At 70.9% G+C, this 15,366-nt stretch carries 17 protein-coding genes; 12 read left to right on the plus strand and 5 right to left on the minus strand.

All coding sequences use genetic code 11. From position 1 onward, the window contains the following. Positions 1 to 61: 61 nt before the first annotated feature. Both GSE44_RS05850 and add read left to right on the plus strand, forming a co-directional pair. Positions 62 to 1,639, plus strand: coding sequence for an ABC transporter substrate-binding protein (locus tag GSE44_RS05850; RefSeq protein ID WP_159347861.1), 1,578 nt, complete (start codon positions 62 to 64; stop codon positions 1,637 to 1,639). Then, on the plus strand, positions 1,639 to 2,730 hold the full coding sequence (add, locus tag GSE44_RS05855) for an adenosine deaminase (RefSeq protein ID WP_159347862.1): 1,092 nt from the start codon (positions 1,639 to 1,641) through the stop codon (positions 2,728 to 2,730). The genes GSE44_RS05850 and add overlap by 1 nt, the downstream gene beginning before the upstream one ends. A gap of 182 nt (positions 2,731 to 2,912) precedes the next feature. Here the strand turns inward: add and phaR are convergent, their stop codons facing one another. Beyond that, positions 2,913 to 3,533 carry a polyhydroxyalkanoate synthesis repressor PhaR gene (phaR, locus tag GSE44_RS05860; protein ID WP_159347941.1) on the minus strand — a complete coding sequence of 207 codons (621 nt, stop codon included), beginning with the start codon at positions 3,531 to 3,533 and terminating at the stop codon, positions 2,913 to 2,915. Between the two features lie 345 nt (positions 3,534 to 3,878). Here phaR and GSE44_RS25555 point away from each other — a divergent pair, with 345 nt between their 5' ends. The 4 genes from GSE44_RS25555 (at position 3,879) to hemA (ending at position 8,150) form a co-directional block, all read left to right on the plus strand. Further along, positions 3,879 to 4,439, plus strand: a complete 561-nt coding sequence (locus GSE44_RS25555; protein ID WP_235924582.1) for a hypothetical protein — start codon at positions 3,879 to 3,881, stop codon at positions 4,437 to 4,439. 55 nt (positions 4,440 to 4,494) lie between these two features. Further along, positions 4,495 to 5,514: an alpha/beta fold hydrolase gene (locus GSE44_RS05865; protein WP_235924583.1), complete on the plus strand. Its 1,020-nt coding sequence runs from the start codon at positions 4,495 to 4,497 to the stop codon at positions 5,512 to 5,514. A 130-nt stretch (positions 5,515 to 5,644) separates the two neighbouring features. Beyond that, positions 5,645 to 6,820, plus strand: a complete 1,176-nt coding sequence (locus GSE44_RS05870; protein WP_159347863.1) for an acetyl-CoA C-acetyltransferase — start codon at positions 5,645 to 5,647, stop codon at positions 6,818 to 6,820. A 112-nt stretch (positions 6,821 to 6,932) separates the two neighbouring features. Beyond that, positions 6,933 to 8,150 carry a 5-aminolevulinate synthase gene (gene hemA, locus GSE44_RS05875; RefSeq protein WP_235924584.1) on the plus strand — a complete coding sequence of 406 codons (1,218 nt, stop codon included), beginning with the start codon at positions 6,933 to 6,935 and terminating at the stop codon, positions 8,148 to 8,150. Positions 8,151 to 8,339: 189 nt separating this feature from the next. On the opposite strand, the gene GSE44_RS05880 is transcribed toward hemA, so the two are convergent. After that, positions 8,340 to 8,528, minus strand: coding sequence for a soj family protein (locus GSE44_RS05880; RefSeq protein ID WP_159347864.1), 189 nt, complete (start codon positions 8,526 to 8,528; stop codon positions 8,340 to 8,342). Positions 8,529 to 8,754: 226 nt separating this feature from the next. Between GSE44_RS05880 and phbB the strand changes: the two genes are divergently transcribed. From phbB to GSE44_RS05895, 3 genes are all read left to right on the plus strand, one after another. Continuing rightward, positions 8,755 to 9,477, plus strand: coding sequence for an acetoacetyl-CoA reductase (gene phbB, locus GSE44_RS05885; protein ID WP_159347865.1), 723 nt, complete (start codon positions 8,755 to 8,757; stop codon positions 9,475 to 9,477). Between the two features lie 74 nt (positions 9,478 to 9,551). Then, a complete protein-coding gene (locus GSE44_RS05890; RefSeq protein WP_201305947.1) occupies positions 9,552 to 9,791 on the plus strand; it encodes a hypothetical protein in 240 nt (79 codons plus the stop codon). A 56-nt stretch (positions 9,792 to 9,847) separates the two neighbouring features. After that, on the plus strand, positions 9,848 to 10,480 hold the full coding sequence (locus GSE44_RS05895) for a YciI family protein (RefSeq protein ID WP_235924585.1): 633 nt from the start codon (positions 9,848 to 9,850) through the stop codon (positions 10,478 to 10,480). Between the two features lie 79 nt (positions 10,481 to 10,559). Here GSE44_RS05895 and GSE44_RS05900 read toward each other — a convergent pair whose 3' ends face one another. Next, complete coding sequence (locus GSE44_RS05900) at positions 10,560 to 10,919, minus strand: phage holin family protein (protein ID WP_159347866.1); 360 nt, start codon at positions 10,917 to 10,919, stop codon at positions 10,560 to 10,562. Positions 10,920 to 11,012: 93 nt separating this feature from the next. Between GSE44_RS05900 and yddG the strand changes: the two genes are divergently transcribed. Further along, positions 11,013 to 11,855, plus strand: coding sequence for an aromatic amino acid exporter YddG (yddG, locus tag GSE44_RS05905; protein WP_159347867.1), 843 nt, complete (start codon positions 11,013 to 11,015; stop codon positions 11,853 to 11,855). Between the two features lie 40 nt (positions 11,856 to 11,895). Here yddG and GSE44_RS05910 read toward each other — a convergent pair whose 3' ends face one another. Together GSE44_RS05910 and GSE44_RS05915 are read right to left on the minus strand one after the other, a co-directional pair. Then, complete coding sequence (locus tag GSE44_RS05910) at positions 11,896 to 12,501, minus strand: SAM-dependent methyltransferase (RefSeq protein ID WP_159347868.1); 606 nt, start codon at positions 12,499 to 12,501, stop codon at positions 11,896 to 11,898. After that, positions 12,498 to 13,196 (minus strand): YggS family pyridoxal phosphate-dependent enzyme, encoded by a 699-nt coding sequence (locus tag GSE44_RS05915; protein WP_159347869.1) that lies wholly within the window; start codon positions 13,194 to 13,196, stop codon positions 12,498 to 12,500. The genes GSE44_RS05910 and GSE44_RS05915 overlap by 4 nt, the downstream gene beginning before the upstream one ends. On the opposite strand from GSE44_RS05915, the gene GSE44_RS05920 reads away from it, so the two are divergent. Both GSE44_RS05920 and GSE44_RS05925 read left to right on the plus strand, forming a co-directional pair. Then, on the plus strand, positions 13,195 to 13,788 hold the full coding sequence (locus GSE44_RS05920; RefSeq protein WP_159347870.1) for a thiamine phosphate synthase: 594 nt from the start codon (positions 13,195 to 13,197) through the stop codon (positions 13,786 to 13,788). The genes GSE44_RS05915 and GSE44_RS05920 overlap by 2 nt on opposite strands. A 218-nt stretch (positions 13,789 to 14,006) precedes the next feature. Continuing rightward, positions 14,007 to 15,281 (plus strand): porin, encoded by a 1,275-nt coding sequence (locus GSE44_RS05925; protein WP_159347871.1) that lies wholly within the window; start codon positions 14,007 to 14,009, stop codon positions 15,279 to 15,281. Positions 15,282 to 15,366 lie beyond the last annotated feature (85 nt).

The raw sequence follows: 15,366 nt of genomic DNA on the forward strand, positions 1-15,366 counted from the left end.
GAATGGTCCTACGACCGGCGGTTGCTTGCGCCAGCCGGCGCCAAGGTTGATGAGAGGCCCCATGCAACGCCGCTCCCTGCTCGCCGCCCCCGCCCTCCTGGCCGCTCCCGCCTTCCTGCCGGGGCTTGCCCGCGCCCAGGCCGTCTCCCGCGCCGCCACCCTGCGCGTGGTGCCGGAGACGCTGACCACCATCCTGGACCCGCATTTCACCACCAGCTTCACGACGCGGGACTTCGCCTATCTCGTCTTCGACACGCTGCTGGCGGTGAACGACAAGTGGGAGCCGGTGCCGCAGATGGCCGAGCGCTGGGAGACCAGCCCGGACGGCATGGAATACCGCTTCATCCTGCGCGATGGGCTGACCTTCCATGACGGCAGCCCGGTGACGGGCGAGGATTGCGCCGCCAGCCTCCGCCGCTGGGCGCAGCGCGATGCCCTGGGCAGCGTCATGCTCCGCGCCAGCGAGGCGATCGACGCGCCGGATGCGAAGACGGTGCGGATCAAGCTGAAGCAGCCCTTCGGCCTCGTGCTCCAGGCGCTATCCAAGCCCGGCGCCATGGTGCCGATGATCATGCCGAAGCGGCTGGCGGAGACCCCGCCGAACCGGCCGGTCACCGAGCCGGTCGGCTCCGGCCCCTACAGGTTCGTCGCCGCCGAGTACCGGCCGGGCGACCGCATCGTGCTGGCGCGGCATGAGGGCTACCGGCCGCGGGCGGAGGCCTCCGTCTGGGCCTCGGGCGGCAAGCGCCCGAGTTTCGAGCGGGTCGAGCTGATTGCCATGCCGGATGTCTCCAGCCAGGTCAGCGCCCTGACCACCGGGGAGGTGGATTACCTCGAGCGCCTGCCCGCCGATGTGCTGCCGATCCTGGAGCGCAACCGGGAGGTGAAGGTGCAGGTGGTGTCCTCCTATGGCTACCAGGGCATCATGCGCTTCAACCACCTGCTGCCGCCCTTCGACGACGTGCGGGTACGCCGCGCCGTGATGATGGCGGTGGACCAAGCGGACTACCTGCCCGGCGTCGCCGGCCGCGCCCAATACGCGCGCGAGTGCCGCTCCATGTATGGCTGCGGCACGCCCTATGAGACCACGGCCGGCATGCCGCTGAAGCCGGACCTGGAAGGCGCGAAGCGGCTGCTGCGCGAGAGCGGGGTGGATCTCTCCAAGCCGGTGGTCATCATCCATGCCGCCGACGCCCCGGGCATCGCCTCGCTGGGCCTCGTCTCCCAGGACCTGCTGACGAAGCTCGGCTTCAATGTCGACCTGCAGAGCATGGACCTGAACACCTTCTTCGGCCGCCGCGCGCGGCAGGAGGGATGGAACATGTTCCACTCCACCAACACGGTGCCGGACATGCAGACCCCACTGCAGAACGCCTATGTGGAGGCCGCCGGCGCCCCCGCGGGCTTCGCCGGCTGGCCGAAGGACGATGAGGTGCAGGCGGGCCGCGCCGCCTTCGCCGCCGCCGGCAGCGAGGCCGAGCGCAAGACCATCGCCGAGACGATCCACCGCCGCGTGGCGGAGCAGGCCTTCTACATGCCGCTGGGCCAGTTCGTGGCGGCTTCCGCCTGGCGCGCGGATCTGTCGGAGGTGCCCACCGGCCCGGCCATGTTCCTCTGGAACATCCGGCGGGGCCGCTGATGCTTTCGTTTTCCGACTGGCTCGACCTTGTCCCCAAGGTCGAGCTGCATTGCCATATCGCCGGCGCCATGCGCGCGACGACGCTGACCGAGATCGCCACCGCCAATGGCGTGCGCCTGCCGCGCCCAGCGGAGACGCTCTACCAATGGCAGGATTTCTACGGCTTCCTGGAGGTGCTGCGCCTTGGCGCGCTCGCCGTGAAGCGGCGGGAGGATTTCGAGCGCGTCGCCTATGAGTGCATCGAGGACATGCACCGCCACGGCAATGCGCGGCATGTCGAGATCTTCTTCAACCCGCATTACTACACGCCCAATGGCGCGACCTATCCGCTGATCGTGGAAGGTCTCGCCGCCGGGCTGGAGCAGGCGGAGCGGGAATTCGGCGTCTCCTCGCTGATGATCGCCTGCATCGACCGCAGCGTGTGCCTGCCCAGCGAATCCCTGCAGATGCTGGACTGGGTGCAGGCCCATCCGCATCCGCGCGTGGTCGGCATCGGGCTGGATGGCGCCGAGCGCGCGGGCCCGCCCCTGGTCTGGGTGGAAGCCTGGCGCCGGGCCGCCCGCATGGGGCTGCGCCGCACCGCCCATGTCTGCGAGGACAACCAGACCCTTTTCGAGGGCCCGCCCACCCATGTCACCCATTGCCGGGACGCGCTGGGCTGCGACCGGCTGGACCATGGCTACAACATGCTGGCCGACCCCGCGATCGTGGCCCGCACGGCGCGGGAGGGCACGCCCTTCACTATGGCCTGCTGGTCCTCGATCGTGCCGAACCGCATCCCGCGGATCGAGCGCATCCAGCGTATGTTTGAGGCCGGGCTGAACATCGTGCTCGGCACCGACGACCCGACCATGTTCGCCACCACCATTGGCCATTCCTGGCGGCAGGTGTTCAACCACACGGGCTGGGGCGTGGCCGAGGCCCGCAAGCTCAGCCTCGCGGGGGTGGAGGCGTGCTGGCTGCCGGACGGGCAGAAGGCCGCGCTGCGGGCCAGCTTCGAGGCGGCGCTGGACAGGCTGGAGCCGGCGCTCGATCCGGCGGACCGGGGGCTGGACCTCGCCATCGAGCGGCCGCGGCCGGATTGGGGCTGACGCGCGGGGGCTCCGGAGGCTCTGCCTCCGGACCCCGCGATCTGTTTTTCGCGGAAGGCAACGGGCGAGATTGCGCCGCAGGTCATGGACCCTCGGCGCACGGCCAAATCAGATCGCGGGGTCCGGGGTGGCCGCCGCCACCCCGGCGGAGGGTCCGGGAGGCGGCGCCTCCCGGCCAGCGGTCACCCCGGCTTCTCGTTCCGCCGCAGCACCGCCACCTCTTCCCGCAGCGCCGCCAGCTCCTCGCGCATCGCTTCCACCTCGTCCACCGGCTGGTTCGGCGCCGTGGCCCCGCCCGCGCGGGCCGGGAAGGGGGAGAACAGGCTCATCGCCCGTTCGAGCATGGCGAGGTTCTGCTTGCCCATCTCTTCGAAGGGCGCGAAGGCGTTGAACACGCCGCTGGCGGAGCCCATCGCCTCCTGTGCTGCACGGCGCATGCCGTCCTGCTGGCGGGCGAAGGTGCCCATCGTGGCTTCCAGGTAACGCGGGACGACGGATTGCAGGCTGTCCCCATAAAGGCCGATCAACTGACGCAGGAAGGGGATCGGCAGCAGGTTCTGCCCCTTGCTCTCCTCCTCGACGATGATCTGCGTCAGGACGGAGCGGGTGATGTCCTCGCCCGACTTGGCATCGGAAACGGTGAAGTCCCGTCCCTGGCGCACCATCGCCGCCAGATCCTCCAGCGTGACATAGGAGGAGGTCTCGGTGTTGTAGAGCCGGCGATTTGCGTATTTCTTCACAACCACGGAAGGCCGTGACGGCGTCTCGGACGCTGGGTCCTGCGGCGTGATAGGCTCGATCATCATCTCTCTTCCTCCCACGGTCGCTGTTGCACGCGGAGGCGGGTATCGCCTTGATCCCGGACCGGGAACAGATGCTAACCCTGCCATGCCGCGCTGCGGAAGCCGCTTCGCACAATGGCACGGAGCCGCCCTCCCGCCGGTTGCGTGGGAGCGGGGCCTTGGCTGCGCCGTTTGGCCGTGCTCCTGCCGCCAAGGGGCGGCATCCGTGGCGCACCCGGGACCGCCCGTCTGCGCGGATGCCGGGGGTGCGCCTTTCGAAGGCGGGCGAAGCTCCGCCGCCAGCCTGTCGTGGAGTTTCGTCCGCCTGACGCGGGCCGCGGGTTCGGGATACCAGCCGGGGAATGCATGAGCTCATCGAACAGCACAGGAACGGAAGGCGAGGACACGCCGGATCTGGCACGCCTGGCCTCGGACTGGATCGCCCTCTGGCAGGGGGAGTTGGCCGCGATGGGCGCCGATCCGGAACTCACCGCCGCCTGGGGCGCCTGGCCCGCCAACCTGGCCGCCTGGGCGCGCAACTGGGCCGGCCCGTCCTGGCCGGTGTCGGGCTGGCCAGCCTCACCTTGGCCGCCCACCGCAGCGCCCGGGGCGGGTTGGGCCGCCGCGCCTTCGCCTGGTTGGCCGCCTGCCGCCCCGTTCAACTGGCCCCCCATGCCCTGGCCGCCCGCGACCGCGCCGCATCCTGTCGCGCCCTCGCCGGAGCCCCCGCATGACCCAGCGGCGCGGCCCGCGCCCTCTATCGGCGCATCTGTCCCTGGCCCTGAGCCGGGCCTGGCTGGCAACGGCCTCGATCCCCTCCTCCAGCGGCTCGACGCCGTGGAGCGGGAGCTGGCCGGGCTTCGCGCCGAACTCGCCGCGGGCCAGAGCGGAACACGAAAGGATCCTGCGAAGCCCCGCCGCCGCTGATCTGGAGCGGCTGCGCGCCGCCGTCCTCCGCCAGTTGCAGCGGGAGGATGCGGCCATGCTGCGCGGCATCGTCGCCTATCGGGACCATCCCTGGCGCCGTGTCCTGCCCGACCCACCCCGGATCTGGTCCGAGGGCCCGGCGCGTATCCTGGACTATGGCGGCGACCATGGCGACGATCATGGCTGCACTGGCCCCGCCGCCCTTTTCGTCCCCTCCCTGGTCAATCGCGCCACGGTGCTGGACCTGATGCCGGAGCATTCCATGCTCCGCTGGATGGCGGGGCAGGGGGTCCGCACCTTCCTGCTGGACTGGGGCGCCCCCGGTGCCGCGGAGCGCGGCTTCTCCCTCACGGACTACATCGCGGGGCGGCTTGAACGCGCCATCGCGGCCGCTGCCGAGGCCAGCGGCGGCCCCGTCACGCTGGTCGGCTATTGCATGGGCGGGCTGCTGACCCTGGCCGCCGCGCTTCGCCGCCCGGACCGGGTCGGCGCCCTGGTTCTGCTCGCAACGCCCTGGGACTTCCACGCGGGCGGGCCCGAGGCGGAGGCCCGCGCCCGCTCGGCGGCTGCCCTCCTCCCCAGCATCGAGCTGCTGCTGGCCGCCACCGGCACCCTGCCCGTGGACCTGCTCCAGCTCCTCTTCGCCGGCATCGACCCCTTCGGCATCGCCCGGAAGTTCCGCGCCTTCGGCAAGCTGGACCCCTCCTCCGCCCGCGCCGCGCATTTCGTGGCGCTGGAGGATTGGCTCAACGACGGCATTCCCCTGGCGGCCCAGGTCGCCCGAGAATGCATGGCCGGCTGGTATGGCGCCAACACTCCTATGCGGGGCCGGTGGCAGGTGGCCGGAGCCGCGGTGGAGCCCGCCGCCTGGCGTGGCCCGGCCTTCCTGGCCATTCCGCGCGGCGATCGCATCGTGCCGCCCGAAAGCGCCCGCGCCCTGGCCGTCCGCTTGCAGAACGCGACGGTGCTGGACGTTCCCGCCGGCCATATCGGCATGGCGGCCGGGCTCAAGGCCGAGGCCGTGCTGTGGCGGCCGTTGCGGGACTGGCTCCGGGCCCTGCCCTACCCCAACTAGGCTGGGTCGCGGGTTCCAAGCCGGCGGAATGCTGCGCCGCGTATGGAGACGGGATTGCGCAGCAGGGGCCCCGCGCGCAGCATCGCCCCAATCAAAACGCCCCTCCAGGGGAACATGAGGACCGCCTGCCATGGACGACATCGTCATCGCCTCCGCCGCCCGGACCCCTGTCGGGAGCTTCAACGGGGCCTTCTCCACCCTGCCGGCGCATCAACTCGGCGCCATCGCCATCAAGGCGGCGCTCGAACGCGCCGGCGTCTCGGCCGATGAGGTGGACGAGGTCATCCTCGGCCAGATCCTCACCGCCGCCGCCGGCCAGAATCCCGCCCGCCAGGCCGCCGTCCTGGCCGGCATCCCGGTCGAGCGCACCGCCTTCGGCATCAACCAGCTCTGCGGCTCTGGCCTGCGCTCCGTCGCCCTCGCCGCTCAGCAGATCGCCACCGGCGACGCCTCCATCGTCCTCGCGGGCGGCCAGGAGAGCATGACCCAGGCGCCTCATGCCGCGCAGCTCCGCGCCGGGCAGAAGATGGGCGACCTCGCCATGATCGATACTATGATCAAGGACGGGCTGTGGGATGCCTTCCACGGCTACCACATGGGCAGCACGGCCGAGAACGTGGCCCAGAAGTTCCAGATCACCCGCGAGCAGCAGGACGAGTTCGCCGCCGCCTCCCAGCGCAAGGCGGGCGAGGCCATGAAGGCCGGCCGCTTCCGGGACGAGATCGTCCCGGTCACCGTGAAGGGCCGCAAGGGCGACACGGTGGTCGAGAACGACGAGTACCCGAAGCCCGAGACGACGCTGGAAATCCTTCAGAAGCTTCGCCCCGCCTTTTCCAAAGAGGGTTCCGTCACCGCCGGCAATGCCAGCGGCATCAATGACGGCGCGGCCGCCATCCTGGTGATGCGCGGGGCCGATGCGGCGAAGCGCGGCGTCACCCCGCTGGCGCGCATCGTCTCCTGGGCGACCGCGGGCGTGGACCCCTCCATCATGGGCACCGGTCCCATCCCCGCTTCGCGCAAGGCGCTGCAGAAGGCGGGCTGGAGCGTGGACGACCTCGACCTGATCGAGGCCAACGAGGCCTTCGCCGCCCAGGCCTGCGCGGTGAACAAGGACCTGGGCTGGGACCCGGCCAAGGTGAACGTCAATGGCGGCGCGATCGCCCTTGGCCACCCGATCGGCGCCTCGGGCGCCCGCGTGCTGACCACGCTTCTGTTCCAGATGAAGCGCCAGGGCGCGAAGAAGGGCCTCGCCACCCTTTGCATCGGCGGCGGCATGGGTGTTGCCATGTGCGTGGAAGCCGCCTGATCCCGTAGCCGGCCATGCAATCCCGGAATCATGCCGGTTCCGGGATTGCGCATGGCAGGGCGGCGGTTGATTCCCCGCCGCCACGGGCCTAACCCCAGCCGCGGAACTGCATATGCCCGCCGCCATGCCCGATTATGATGCCCTCCTCGCCGCCCATCTGGACGCGCTCCGCGCCGAGGGCCGCTACCGCCACTTCCTGACGCTGCACCGACAGGCCGGCGCCTTCCCGGCTGCCCTGCGCGCCGACGGGCGCCCGGTGACGGTGTGGTGCAGCAACGACTATCTCGGCATGGGCCAGCACCCAGCGGTGCAGGATGCCATGATCGCCGCCATCCGCGAGGACGGCGCCGGCGCAGGCGGCACGCGCAACATCTCCGGCACCGGCCGGCACCATGTGGCGCTGGAGGCCGAGCTGGCCTCGCTGCATGGCAAGGAAGCCGCCCTCGTCTTCACCTCCGGCTTCGCCGCGAACGAGGCCGCCCTTTCCACCCTCGCCACCCTGCTCGGCGCCACCATCCTCTCGGATGCCGACAACCACGCCTCGATGATCGCCGGCATCCGCAACGGGCGCGGGCCGAAGCGCATCTTCCGGCACAACGACGTGGCGCATCTGGCCGAGCTGCTCGCGGAGCTGCCGCCCGAGGCGCCGAAGATCGTCGCCTTTGAATCCGTCTATTCGATGGATGGCGACATCGCGCCAATCCGCGAGATCGCCGAGCTCGCCCGCGCGCATAACGCCATGACCTATATCGACGAGGTGCATGCCGTCGGCCTTTACGGCCCCGGCGGCGCCGGCGTGGCCGCACGGGACGGCGTGGGGATCGACGTGGTCGAGGGCACGCTGGGCAAGGCCTTCGGCGTCCATGGCGGCTATGTGGCCGGTAGCCGCACCCTGATCGACGCCATCCGCTCCTTCGCGCCGGGCTTCATCTTCTCCACCACCCTCACCCCGGCGGTGGCGGCCGGCGCCCTGGCCAGCATCCGCCACCTCCGCGCCTCGGACGCGGAGCGCACCGCCCATCAGGAACGCGCCCGCGCCACCCGCGCGGCCCTGCGCGCCGCGGGGCTGCCGGTGATGGACAACCCCAGCCACATCGTGCCGGTGATGGTGGGCGATGCCAGCCTCTGCCGCCAAGCGAGCGAGATGCTGCTGGAAGAACACGGCATCTACATCCAGCCGATCAACTTCCCCACTGTGCCGCGCGGCACCGAACGCCTGCGCATCACGCCGACGCCGCTGCATGACGACGCGGCCATCGCCCATCTGGTGGGGGCGCTTTCGGCGGTGTGGGAGAGGCTGGGGCTGGCGCGGCAGAAGCGGGCGGCCTGACCAGGCGCTTTGCCCCTGACCCCACCGGGGTGGCAGCGGCCACCCCGGACCCCGCGATGGGTTTGTTGGAAGGCAGGGTGTCGACTGTGGCGCCGTAGGCGGGGTCTCTTCGCCGTGCGGGCGGCCGGTTAGTCGCCTGGGGTTACGACCTCAGGCGCCAAGCGGATGGCGGGGTCGGAAGGAGGGCCGTCAGGCCGCCATGCGCCGCTGCGCGCCGTTCAGCGCCAGGGAAGCCGCCGCCTGGGCCAGGTGCCCCGCCGCATCCTCGGCCCCGATCTCAAGGCAGCAGCGCTCCAGATGCGCCATCAGCCGCATCAGCGCAGCCATGTCACGGCGGGCATGGTCGGGCCAGAGGACGGCGGCGATCGGGGTATCCATGGCGAAAGATCCTCGGGTCAGGCTGACCAGCGCGGGGCAGGATGGAACGGGCAGGGCGGGGCGGCGGCGTCCTACACCCGCACGAGGCCGAAATGCCAGAACTCGTTGTCCCCGCCCCACTAAATCGCGTTGTGCGGTGCAATCTTGCATCGCCGCCCTTGATGCCCTCCCGGCCGCACGTCAGCTTGGAAGCGGGAGACCAAAACGCCTGGGAAAGGGCCTTCGTATGGCACGAATTGCACTCGTCACCGGTGGCCAGCGCGGCATCGGCGCGGCGATCAGCGAGCACCTGCAGAAGGCCGGCCGCAGGGTCGTTGCCTCCTATGCAGGCAATGACGCGGCCGCCAAGGCCTTCACCGAACGAACGGGCATTCCGACCTACAAGTTCGACGTGTCGGACTTCGCGGCCTGCGAGGCCGCGCTGAAGCGGATCGAGGCCGAGGTCGGCCCCATCGAGGTGCTGGTGAACAACGCCGGCATCACCCGCGACAACACCATGAAGCGCATGGACCGCAACCAGTGGGACGAGGTGATCGATACCAACCTCGGCTCCTGCTTCAACCTCTGCAAGCTGGTCTGGGACGGCATGACGGGCCGCAAGTTCGGCCGCATCGTCAATATCGGCTCGATCAACGGCCAGGCCGGGCAGTATGGCCAGGTGAACTACGCCGCCGCCAAGTCGGGCATCCACGGCTTCACCAAGGCCCTTGCCCAGGAGGGCGCGCGCTTCAGCGTCACGGTGAATGCCATCGCGCCAGGCTATGTGGACACGGAGATGGTCCGCGCGGTCCCCGCCGATGTGCTGGAGAAGATCATCGCCCGCATCCCGCGCGGCCGCCTTGGCACGGCGGACGACATCGCCCGGGGCGTCGCCTTCCTCACCGCCGATGACGCCGACTTCATCACCGGCTCCACCCTCTCCATCAATGGCGGCCAGCACATGTACTGATGGGCTGCGCGACCTGAAGCCCAGGGGGCCGCCAGCCGTTACTCCCGTTCCAACGGCAGGAATGGGAGGCAGGCATGACCTCTTCGAAGCACCCCAAGGGCGGCCCCAACGAGGAAGGGCTGGGCGACGGCATCCCGCGCCCGCCCTCCGATGACGAGCGCAACCCCGGCATCAACTCCTCCAAGGGCGTCTTCGGCCGCGGCACCGACCCTGCGGTGCTCCAGGCCGACAACACCGACGAAGGCGACGTGGCGAACGACACCAGCCCGCAGGGCGGCATCGGCGCCGGAAAGATGGGCCGCACCAACAAGTAGTCCGGCTTGCCGGGCGCCTTCCGTCGCGCCAGCCTCTCAGCCAGGGAGGACCGGCGATGACGGAATGCAGCCTGGTGCTGGCGCGGGGGGCGGCGGATGCCGGCGAGCGGATCGGGGCGGTCCGTCCCGCCCATATCGACCTGCTCCGCCGAATGGCGGAAGCGGGGGAGCTGATCCTGGGCGTGCCGTTGATGGATGCGGCGGGGCAGAACCGCGGGTCGCTGATGTTGGTGCAAACCGAGGCGCTCGCCCGCTATCTCGATGCGGAGCCCTTCCGGCGGGAGGGTATCTGGGAGAGCCATGCGGTCCACCGGTTCCGCGTGGCTCCGCTGCCCTATCGTCCCTTCCCGGACGGCCCCGCGCCCGCGCTGCCCACCCACAGCATCGCCGTGGCCTATGATGGCACGGACGCCGAGGCGCCCGCGCGACGCCTTGCGGTGCGCGACGCGCATCTCGCCCGGGTCCGCCCGGCCGCCGAGGACGGCACGCTGGCCCTGGGCGGCGCCATCCTTGATGCGGAGGGCCGCATGACGGGCTCCGTCGCCGTCACCGCCCATCCGACGGTCGAGGCCGCGCAGGCCTGGTGGTCCACCGACCCCTATGTCACCGGCGGCGTGTGGCGGGATGTCCGCTGGCACGCCACGCGCTTCGCGCCGCTGCCTTATCGCAGCCTGCCGGGCGCGGCCTGAAAGCGGGCCCGGACCTGGCGCGCGAAGTGGGGATTTCTGCGAATCGGGCCGAGCCGGATCGGGGCCGCGGCGCCGGCCGCTACCGCGCCACCGCCGAGTGGCGATCCCCCACCAGCTTGTTGGCGAGCCAGGAGACGATCCAGATGACGACCGCGCCGACGAAGGCCGCCCAGAAGCTGGTGATCCGCATCCCCGGCATCAGCAGCGCCGTCAGCGCCAGCATCAGCGCATTCACCACCAGGGTGAACAGCCCGAGGGTCAGCACGGTCAGCGGCAGCGACAGCGTTGCCACGATCGGCCGGATGACCGCATTCACCACGCCGAAGATGATGGCCGCGATGATCAGGTTCATGAGGCTAGGAAAGTAGATCCCGGTCACGAGGTTCGCGGCGATGTAGAAGGCGACGGCCGTGATCGCCGTTCGAATCAGGAAGCCCACCGTGATCAACTCCTATGCCATGGCGGCGCCGGACAGCCCCGGCGGGACGCGGGGGCAACGCGCCCCCCACTCCCCGGTTGCGCGGCCCGCCCGATGAGCCGCGCGACCCTCTGCGGCCTCGGCGCGCTGCTTCTCTGGGCCTTCCTCGCCCTGCTCGCCCGCGGTGCCTCCGGGCTGCCGCCGCTGCAGGTGACGGCCATGGCCTTCGGCACCGCCGGGATCCTCGCCTCCGCCTGGCTCGCCGCGCGGGGCCAACTCGCCGCCCTGCGCCAGCCGCCGATCGCCTGGATCCATGGCGTGGGGGGGCTGTTCGGCTATCACGCGCTCTATTTCGCGGCCGTGGCCTGGGCGCCGCCGGTCGAGGCGAACCTCATCAACTATCTCTGGCCGCTGCTGATCGTGCTGCTCTCGGCCCCCATCCTGGGCCTGCGCCTCGGGCCGCGGCGGCTGGCGGGGGTGGCGCTCGGCTTCCTCGGCTGCGTCCTGGTGGTGGGGCCCGGCGCCGCCTTCCCGCCCGGTGCCACGCCCGGCTTCCTCTGCGCGGCGGCGGCAGCCCTGGTCTGGGCCGTCTATTCCGTCACCGCCCGGCGCCTGGCTGCCGTGCCGACGGAGGCGGTGGCGGGCTTCTGCCTCGCTTCCGCCGTCCTCGCCGCCGCGGCCCATCTGGCCTTCGAGACCACGGTCGTCCCGGGCATGCGGGAGCTGGCATCGGCGCTGGTCCTGGGGCTTGGCCCGGTCGGCGCCGCCTTTTTCCTCTGGGACATCGGCATGAAGCGGGGCGATCCGCGGCTGCTGGGCACGTTGGCCTATGCGATGCCGGTGGCCTCCACCCTGCTGCTGCTTCTGGCCGGTGAGGGCACGCTCGGCCCGCGCATTGCCGTCGCTGCGGGGCTGGTTGTGGGCGGCGGCTGGCTCGCCGCCTCGGCAAAAGGATAAAAATAGATGGGGGTGCGGGGGGATACCCCCCTCCGGCCTTTTACCTCTTCCTCAACAAGGCCCGCACAATCTCTGCATGCCCCTGGTGCTTGGGCCCTTCATCCAGAAGCACCGTTCCCTCCAGGCATTCCAGCAGCTCAAGCCCCGCGAATCCTTCCCGCACCAGCGCCGCCGACCATAGCAGTTCCGCATCGCGCGGCCCGCCGGAGCGCCGGCCTTCCTGGGCCGCGGTGAAGCCTTCCAGCACCAGCAGCCCGCCCGGCGCCAGCGCCGCCGCCGCACGGGCCACCACCACCGCCCGGTCCGCCGGCGGCAGGTGCACGAAGATCCAGGCGACGAGGTCGAAGGCCTCCACCGGCCAGTTCCAGGTGACCAGATCCGCCACCACGGTCTGGATTCGCACACCCCGGGCATTCGCCAGGGCGGATGCCTTGGCCAAGCCGGTGGCGGACCAGTCGACGCTCGTTACGGACAGCCTGTGCTCTGCGAGCCATACGCCGTTCCGCCCTTCCCCATCCCCGATGGCCAGGGCCCGCATCCCCGGCTGCAGCCGGGCCGCCTGGGCTTCCAGGTAGCGGTTTGGCGCCGCCCCGAAGGCGAAGCCGCCCGAGCCATAGCGTTCGTCCCAGGACGCTGCGTCGCTCATGCCGGATAGGACCGTGCACCGAAGATCGCGCTGCCCACCCGGACCTGGGTGGCGCCGCAGGCGATCGCCGCCTCGAAATCCCCGCTCATCCCCATGGAGAGGGTGGAGAGGCCCTCCTTTGCCGCCAGCTCCGCCAGGAAGTGGAAATGCGGCACCGGGTCCTCGCCTTCCGGCGGGATGCACATCAGGCCGGAGACGGCCAGCCCATGCTCCTCCCGGCATTCGCGCAGGAAGGTGGAGGCCTCGGCCCGCGCCACGCCGGATTTCTGCGGCTCCGCCCCGGTGTTCACCTGCACGAGCAGATCAGGTGTCCGCCCCTCCTTGCCGATAGCTTCCGCGATGGCCTGCGCCAGGCGGGGCCGGTCCAGGCTTTCGATCACATCGGCCACGCGCACCGCATCCCGCGCCTTGTTGGTCTGCAGCCCGCCGATGATGTGCAGGCGGAGAGCGGGGTGCTCCGCCCGCAGGCCGGGGAACTTCCCCGCCGCCTCCTGCACCCGGTTCTCCCCGAACACGGCCTGCCCGACGGCCAGGGCGGCCCGCACGGCCTCGGCCGGATGGGTCTTGGAAACGGCCACCAGCGTCACCTCCGCCGGGTCGCGCCCGGCTCCCGCGCAGGCTTCGGCGATGCGCGCCTTGATCCGGGCGAGGTTCGCGGCGATGGCAGCGGGATCGGGCAGCGGAAGATCGGTCATGCGGCTGTGGAAGCTAGGGCAGAACGGGGTGGGTTGGAACGCGCGAGGCCCGCGCGCCGTGCCGGGGTTGTGGCTGCTGAGCGATGCGCGCCGCCTGCCGGACCCCCGCGCCGCCGCCTGCCGCCTGCCGCCGGGCAGCGCCGTGCTGGCGCGCGATATGGCCCCGGCGCTGCTCCGGCCCCTGGCCGTCCTGGCGCGCCGCCGACGCCTGGTGCTTCTCCTGGCCGGGCGGGGCCGTGCCGCGCTGGCGCTCCGGGCCGGGCTTCACCTGCCGGACCGGCGGCCGGCGGAACATCTCCTGCCCGTGCTGCTCGCGCGGAGGGGCGGGCGCGGACCCCTGCTCTCCGTCGCCGCCCATGGCCGCGCGGGATTGGCCCGGGCCCGGCGGCTGGGAGCGGATGCCGTGATCCTCTCCCCGGTCTTTCCCACGGCCAGCCATCCGGGTGCTCCCGCCCTCGGTCCCCTGCGCTGGGTCGCCCTGGCCCGACGGGCGGGGCGTCCGGTCATCGCGCTGGGTGGCGTGACCCCGCGGAATCGGCGGCGCCTGCCCTGTTGGGCGGCGGGCTGGGCGGCCATCGGGGGGCTGCTCTAACAGCCTGTGGCCAGCCGGACACAGTGTTTCGCGGATGTCGCGTTCGGTGACATTGCACGATGGACGCATCCAAACGCCATGAACCATTATCCGCCCGGGCTCGGCCGAGAAGGAGTGCATCCATGAGGATGCATGGCTTCACGGCAGACCCGCCGAGGGGGGCGGGCGGGTCGCAGGAAGCGCCGGGACGATTTCCCGGCACGTCAGGAGGATTTGGGATGCGCAAGCTTCTTCTTGGCAGCACGGCCGTTGCCGCCGCTGCCCTCTTCGCGCCGGTTGGCGCTTCGGCCCAGACGCTGAGTGGTGACGCCTTCTCGTCCCGCCTGGGCGCGCCGCTGACCTCGATGCGCGGCGCTCTCGAAGTGCGCCTCGGTGGTTTCTACAAGGCGATGTACAACCGGACCGACCAGGACGGCGACAACTCTGCGGACGTTCGCCTCGGCAAGTCCGACTTCTCGAACGAGATCGAGATCCACGTCCTCGCCTCGGGCAAGGCCGCGAACGGCCTGCGCTACGGCGTCGCGCTTGAAATCGAGAACGACAACGTCCGCGTTCCCGGCACGATCGGCAAGAACGGCCTGCAGTACGACGAGGCTTGGGCCTACCTGCAGGGCACTTTCGGCCAGATCCGCTTCGGTGACGAAGATGGCGCGATCGCCCAGCTGCAGTCCGGCCACATCACCGGCTTCGGCCTCGGCGGCCTCGACTCCGGCGACCTCAACCAGCAGGTCATCGGTTCGAACCAGCGCGCCCAGTTCAATCACGTGAACGACCTCGGCGACAACACCAAGCTCATCTACCTGTCGCCGCAGTTCTTCGGCCTCGATGCCGGCATCAGCTTCGCCTTCAACAACCAGGAAGGCGCCCTGTCGGGCTGCGACACCCTGGCCGCCGGCGCGGGCAGCACCTGTGATCGCCTGAGCGCGATCGTGGGCGGCAGCAACCGCCGCCGCAACGAGGTCCAGGCCGCCCTGCGCTGGCGCGGGTCCTTCGGCCCCGTCGGCCTCGCGGCAACGGTCGGCTATATTGGCGCCGATGCGGTCAAGAACATCGGTGGTGGCGCCGAGCGCCTCGACATGGTGTGGGCCGGTACGGCGATCACCGGCTTCGGCTTCACGGTTGGCGGCTGGTACACGGGCGGCAACGGCAACGCGGGCTTCTCGACCCTGCAGCGCCGCAGCGCCACCGTCGTCGACGATCGTCGCGTGGACTCCTTCCTCGTCGGCGCAACCTACACGATTGACGCCTTCACGGTCGGCGGTCACTTCGCCCGCACCTTCTCCGCGGGCAGCCAGACGGTTGCGGCCGGTCGCCGTGACACGGGCTGGACCGTGGGCGGCAACTACCGCATCGCGCCGGGCCTGGACCTGTTCGCCGAGTACAACCAGGTTGAGCGCCGCGAGCGCGGCTTCAACTTCGCCTTCGGCGGCAACCCCGTCCTGAACTCCACGGACACCACCGTGGTGCTGGCCGGCTTCCGCGTCGCCTTCTGATCCCGCAACGGATCAGGCTTCGGCCGAATGGATTGGGGCGGCGGGGAAACCCGCTGCCCCTTTTTCTTTTGAGCCCGGTGCCGAG

Source organism: Muricoccus harenae (assembly GCF_009848505.1).
Taxonomy (GTDB): domain Bacteria; phylum Pseudomonadota; class Alphaproteobacteria; order Acetobacterales; family Acetobacteraceae; genus Roseomonas; species Roseomonas harenae.

Excerpts from the sequence above, each read along its gene's own strand:
- GSE44_RS05915 (WP_159347869.1), bottom strand. The coding sequence starts at position 13,196 with ATGACCGATCTTCCGCTGCCCGATCCCGCTGCCATCGCCGCGAACCTC.
- phbB (WP_159347865.1), top strand. The coding sequence starts at position 8,755 with ATGGCACGAATTGCACTCGTCACCGGTGGCCAGCGCGGCATCGGCGCG.
- GSE44_RS25555 (WP_235924582.1), top strand. The coding sequence starts at position 3,879 with ATGAGCTCATCGAACAGCACAGGAACGGAAGGCGAGGACACGCCGGAT.
- hemA (WP_235924584.1), top strand. The coding sequence starts at position 6,933 with ATGCCCGCCGCCATGCCCGATTATGATGCCCTCCTCGCCGCCCATCTG.
- GSE44_RS05850 (WP_159347861.1), top strand. The coding sequence starts at position 62 with ATGCAACGCCGCTCCCTGCTCGCCGCCCCCGCCCTCCTGGCCGCTCCC.
- GSE44_RS05870 (WP_159347863.1), top strand. The coding sequence starts at position 5,645 with ATGGACGACATCGTCATCGCCTCCGCCGCCCGGACCCCTGTCGGGAGC.
- yddG (WP_159347867.1), top strand. The coding sequence starts at position 11,013 with ATGAGCCGCGCGACCCTCTGCGGCCTCGGCGCGCTGCTTCTCTGGGCC.
- phaR (WP_159347941.1), bottom strand. The coding sequence starts at position 3,533 with ATGATCGAGCCTATCACGCCGCAGGACCCAGCGTCCGAGACGCCGTCA.
- GSE44_RS05890 (WP_201305947.1), top strand. The coding sequence starts at position 9,552 with ATGACCTCTTCGAAGCACCCCAAGGGCGGCCCCAACGAGGAAGGGCTG.
- GSE44_RS05895 (WP_235924585.1), top strand. The coding sequence starts at position 9,848 with ATGACGGAATGCAGCCTGGTGCTGGCGCGGGGGGCGGCGGATGCCGGC.
- GSE44_RS05920 (WP_159347870.1), top strand. The coding sequence starts at position 13,195 with ATGCGGCTGTGGAAGCTAGGGCAGAACGGGGTGGGTTGGAACGCGCGA.
- GSE44_RS05880 (WP_159347864.1), bottom strand. The coding sequence starts at position 8,528 with ATGGATACCCCGATCGCCGCCGTCCTCTGGCCCGACCATGCCCGCCGT.
- GSE44_RS05925 (WP_159347871.1), top strand. The coding sequence starts at position 14,007 with ATGCGCAAGCTTCTTCTTGGCAGCACGGCCGTTGCCGCCGCTGCCCTC.
- GSE44_RS05865 (WP_235924583.1), top strand. The coding sequence starts at position 4,495 with ATGCTGCGCGGCATCGTCGCCTATCGGGACCATCCCTGGCGCCGTGTC.
- GSE44_RS05910 (WP_159347868.1), bottom strand. The coding sequence starts at position 12,501 with ATGAGCGACGCAGCGTCCTGGGACGAACGCTATGGCTCGGGCGGCTTC.
- add (WP_159347862.1), top strand. The coding sequence starts at position 1,639 with ATGCTTTCGTTTTCCGACTGGCTCGACCTTGTCCCCAAGGTCGAGCTG.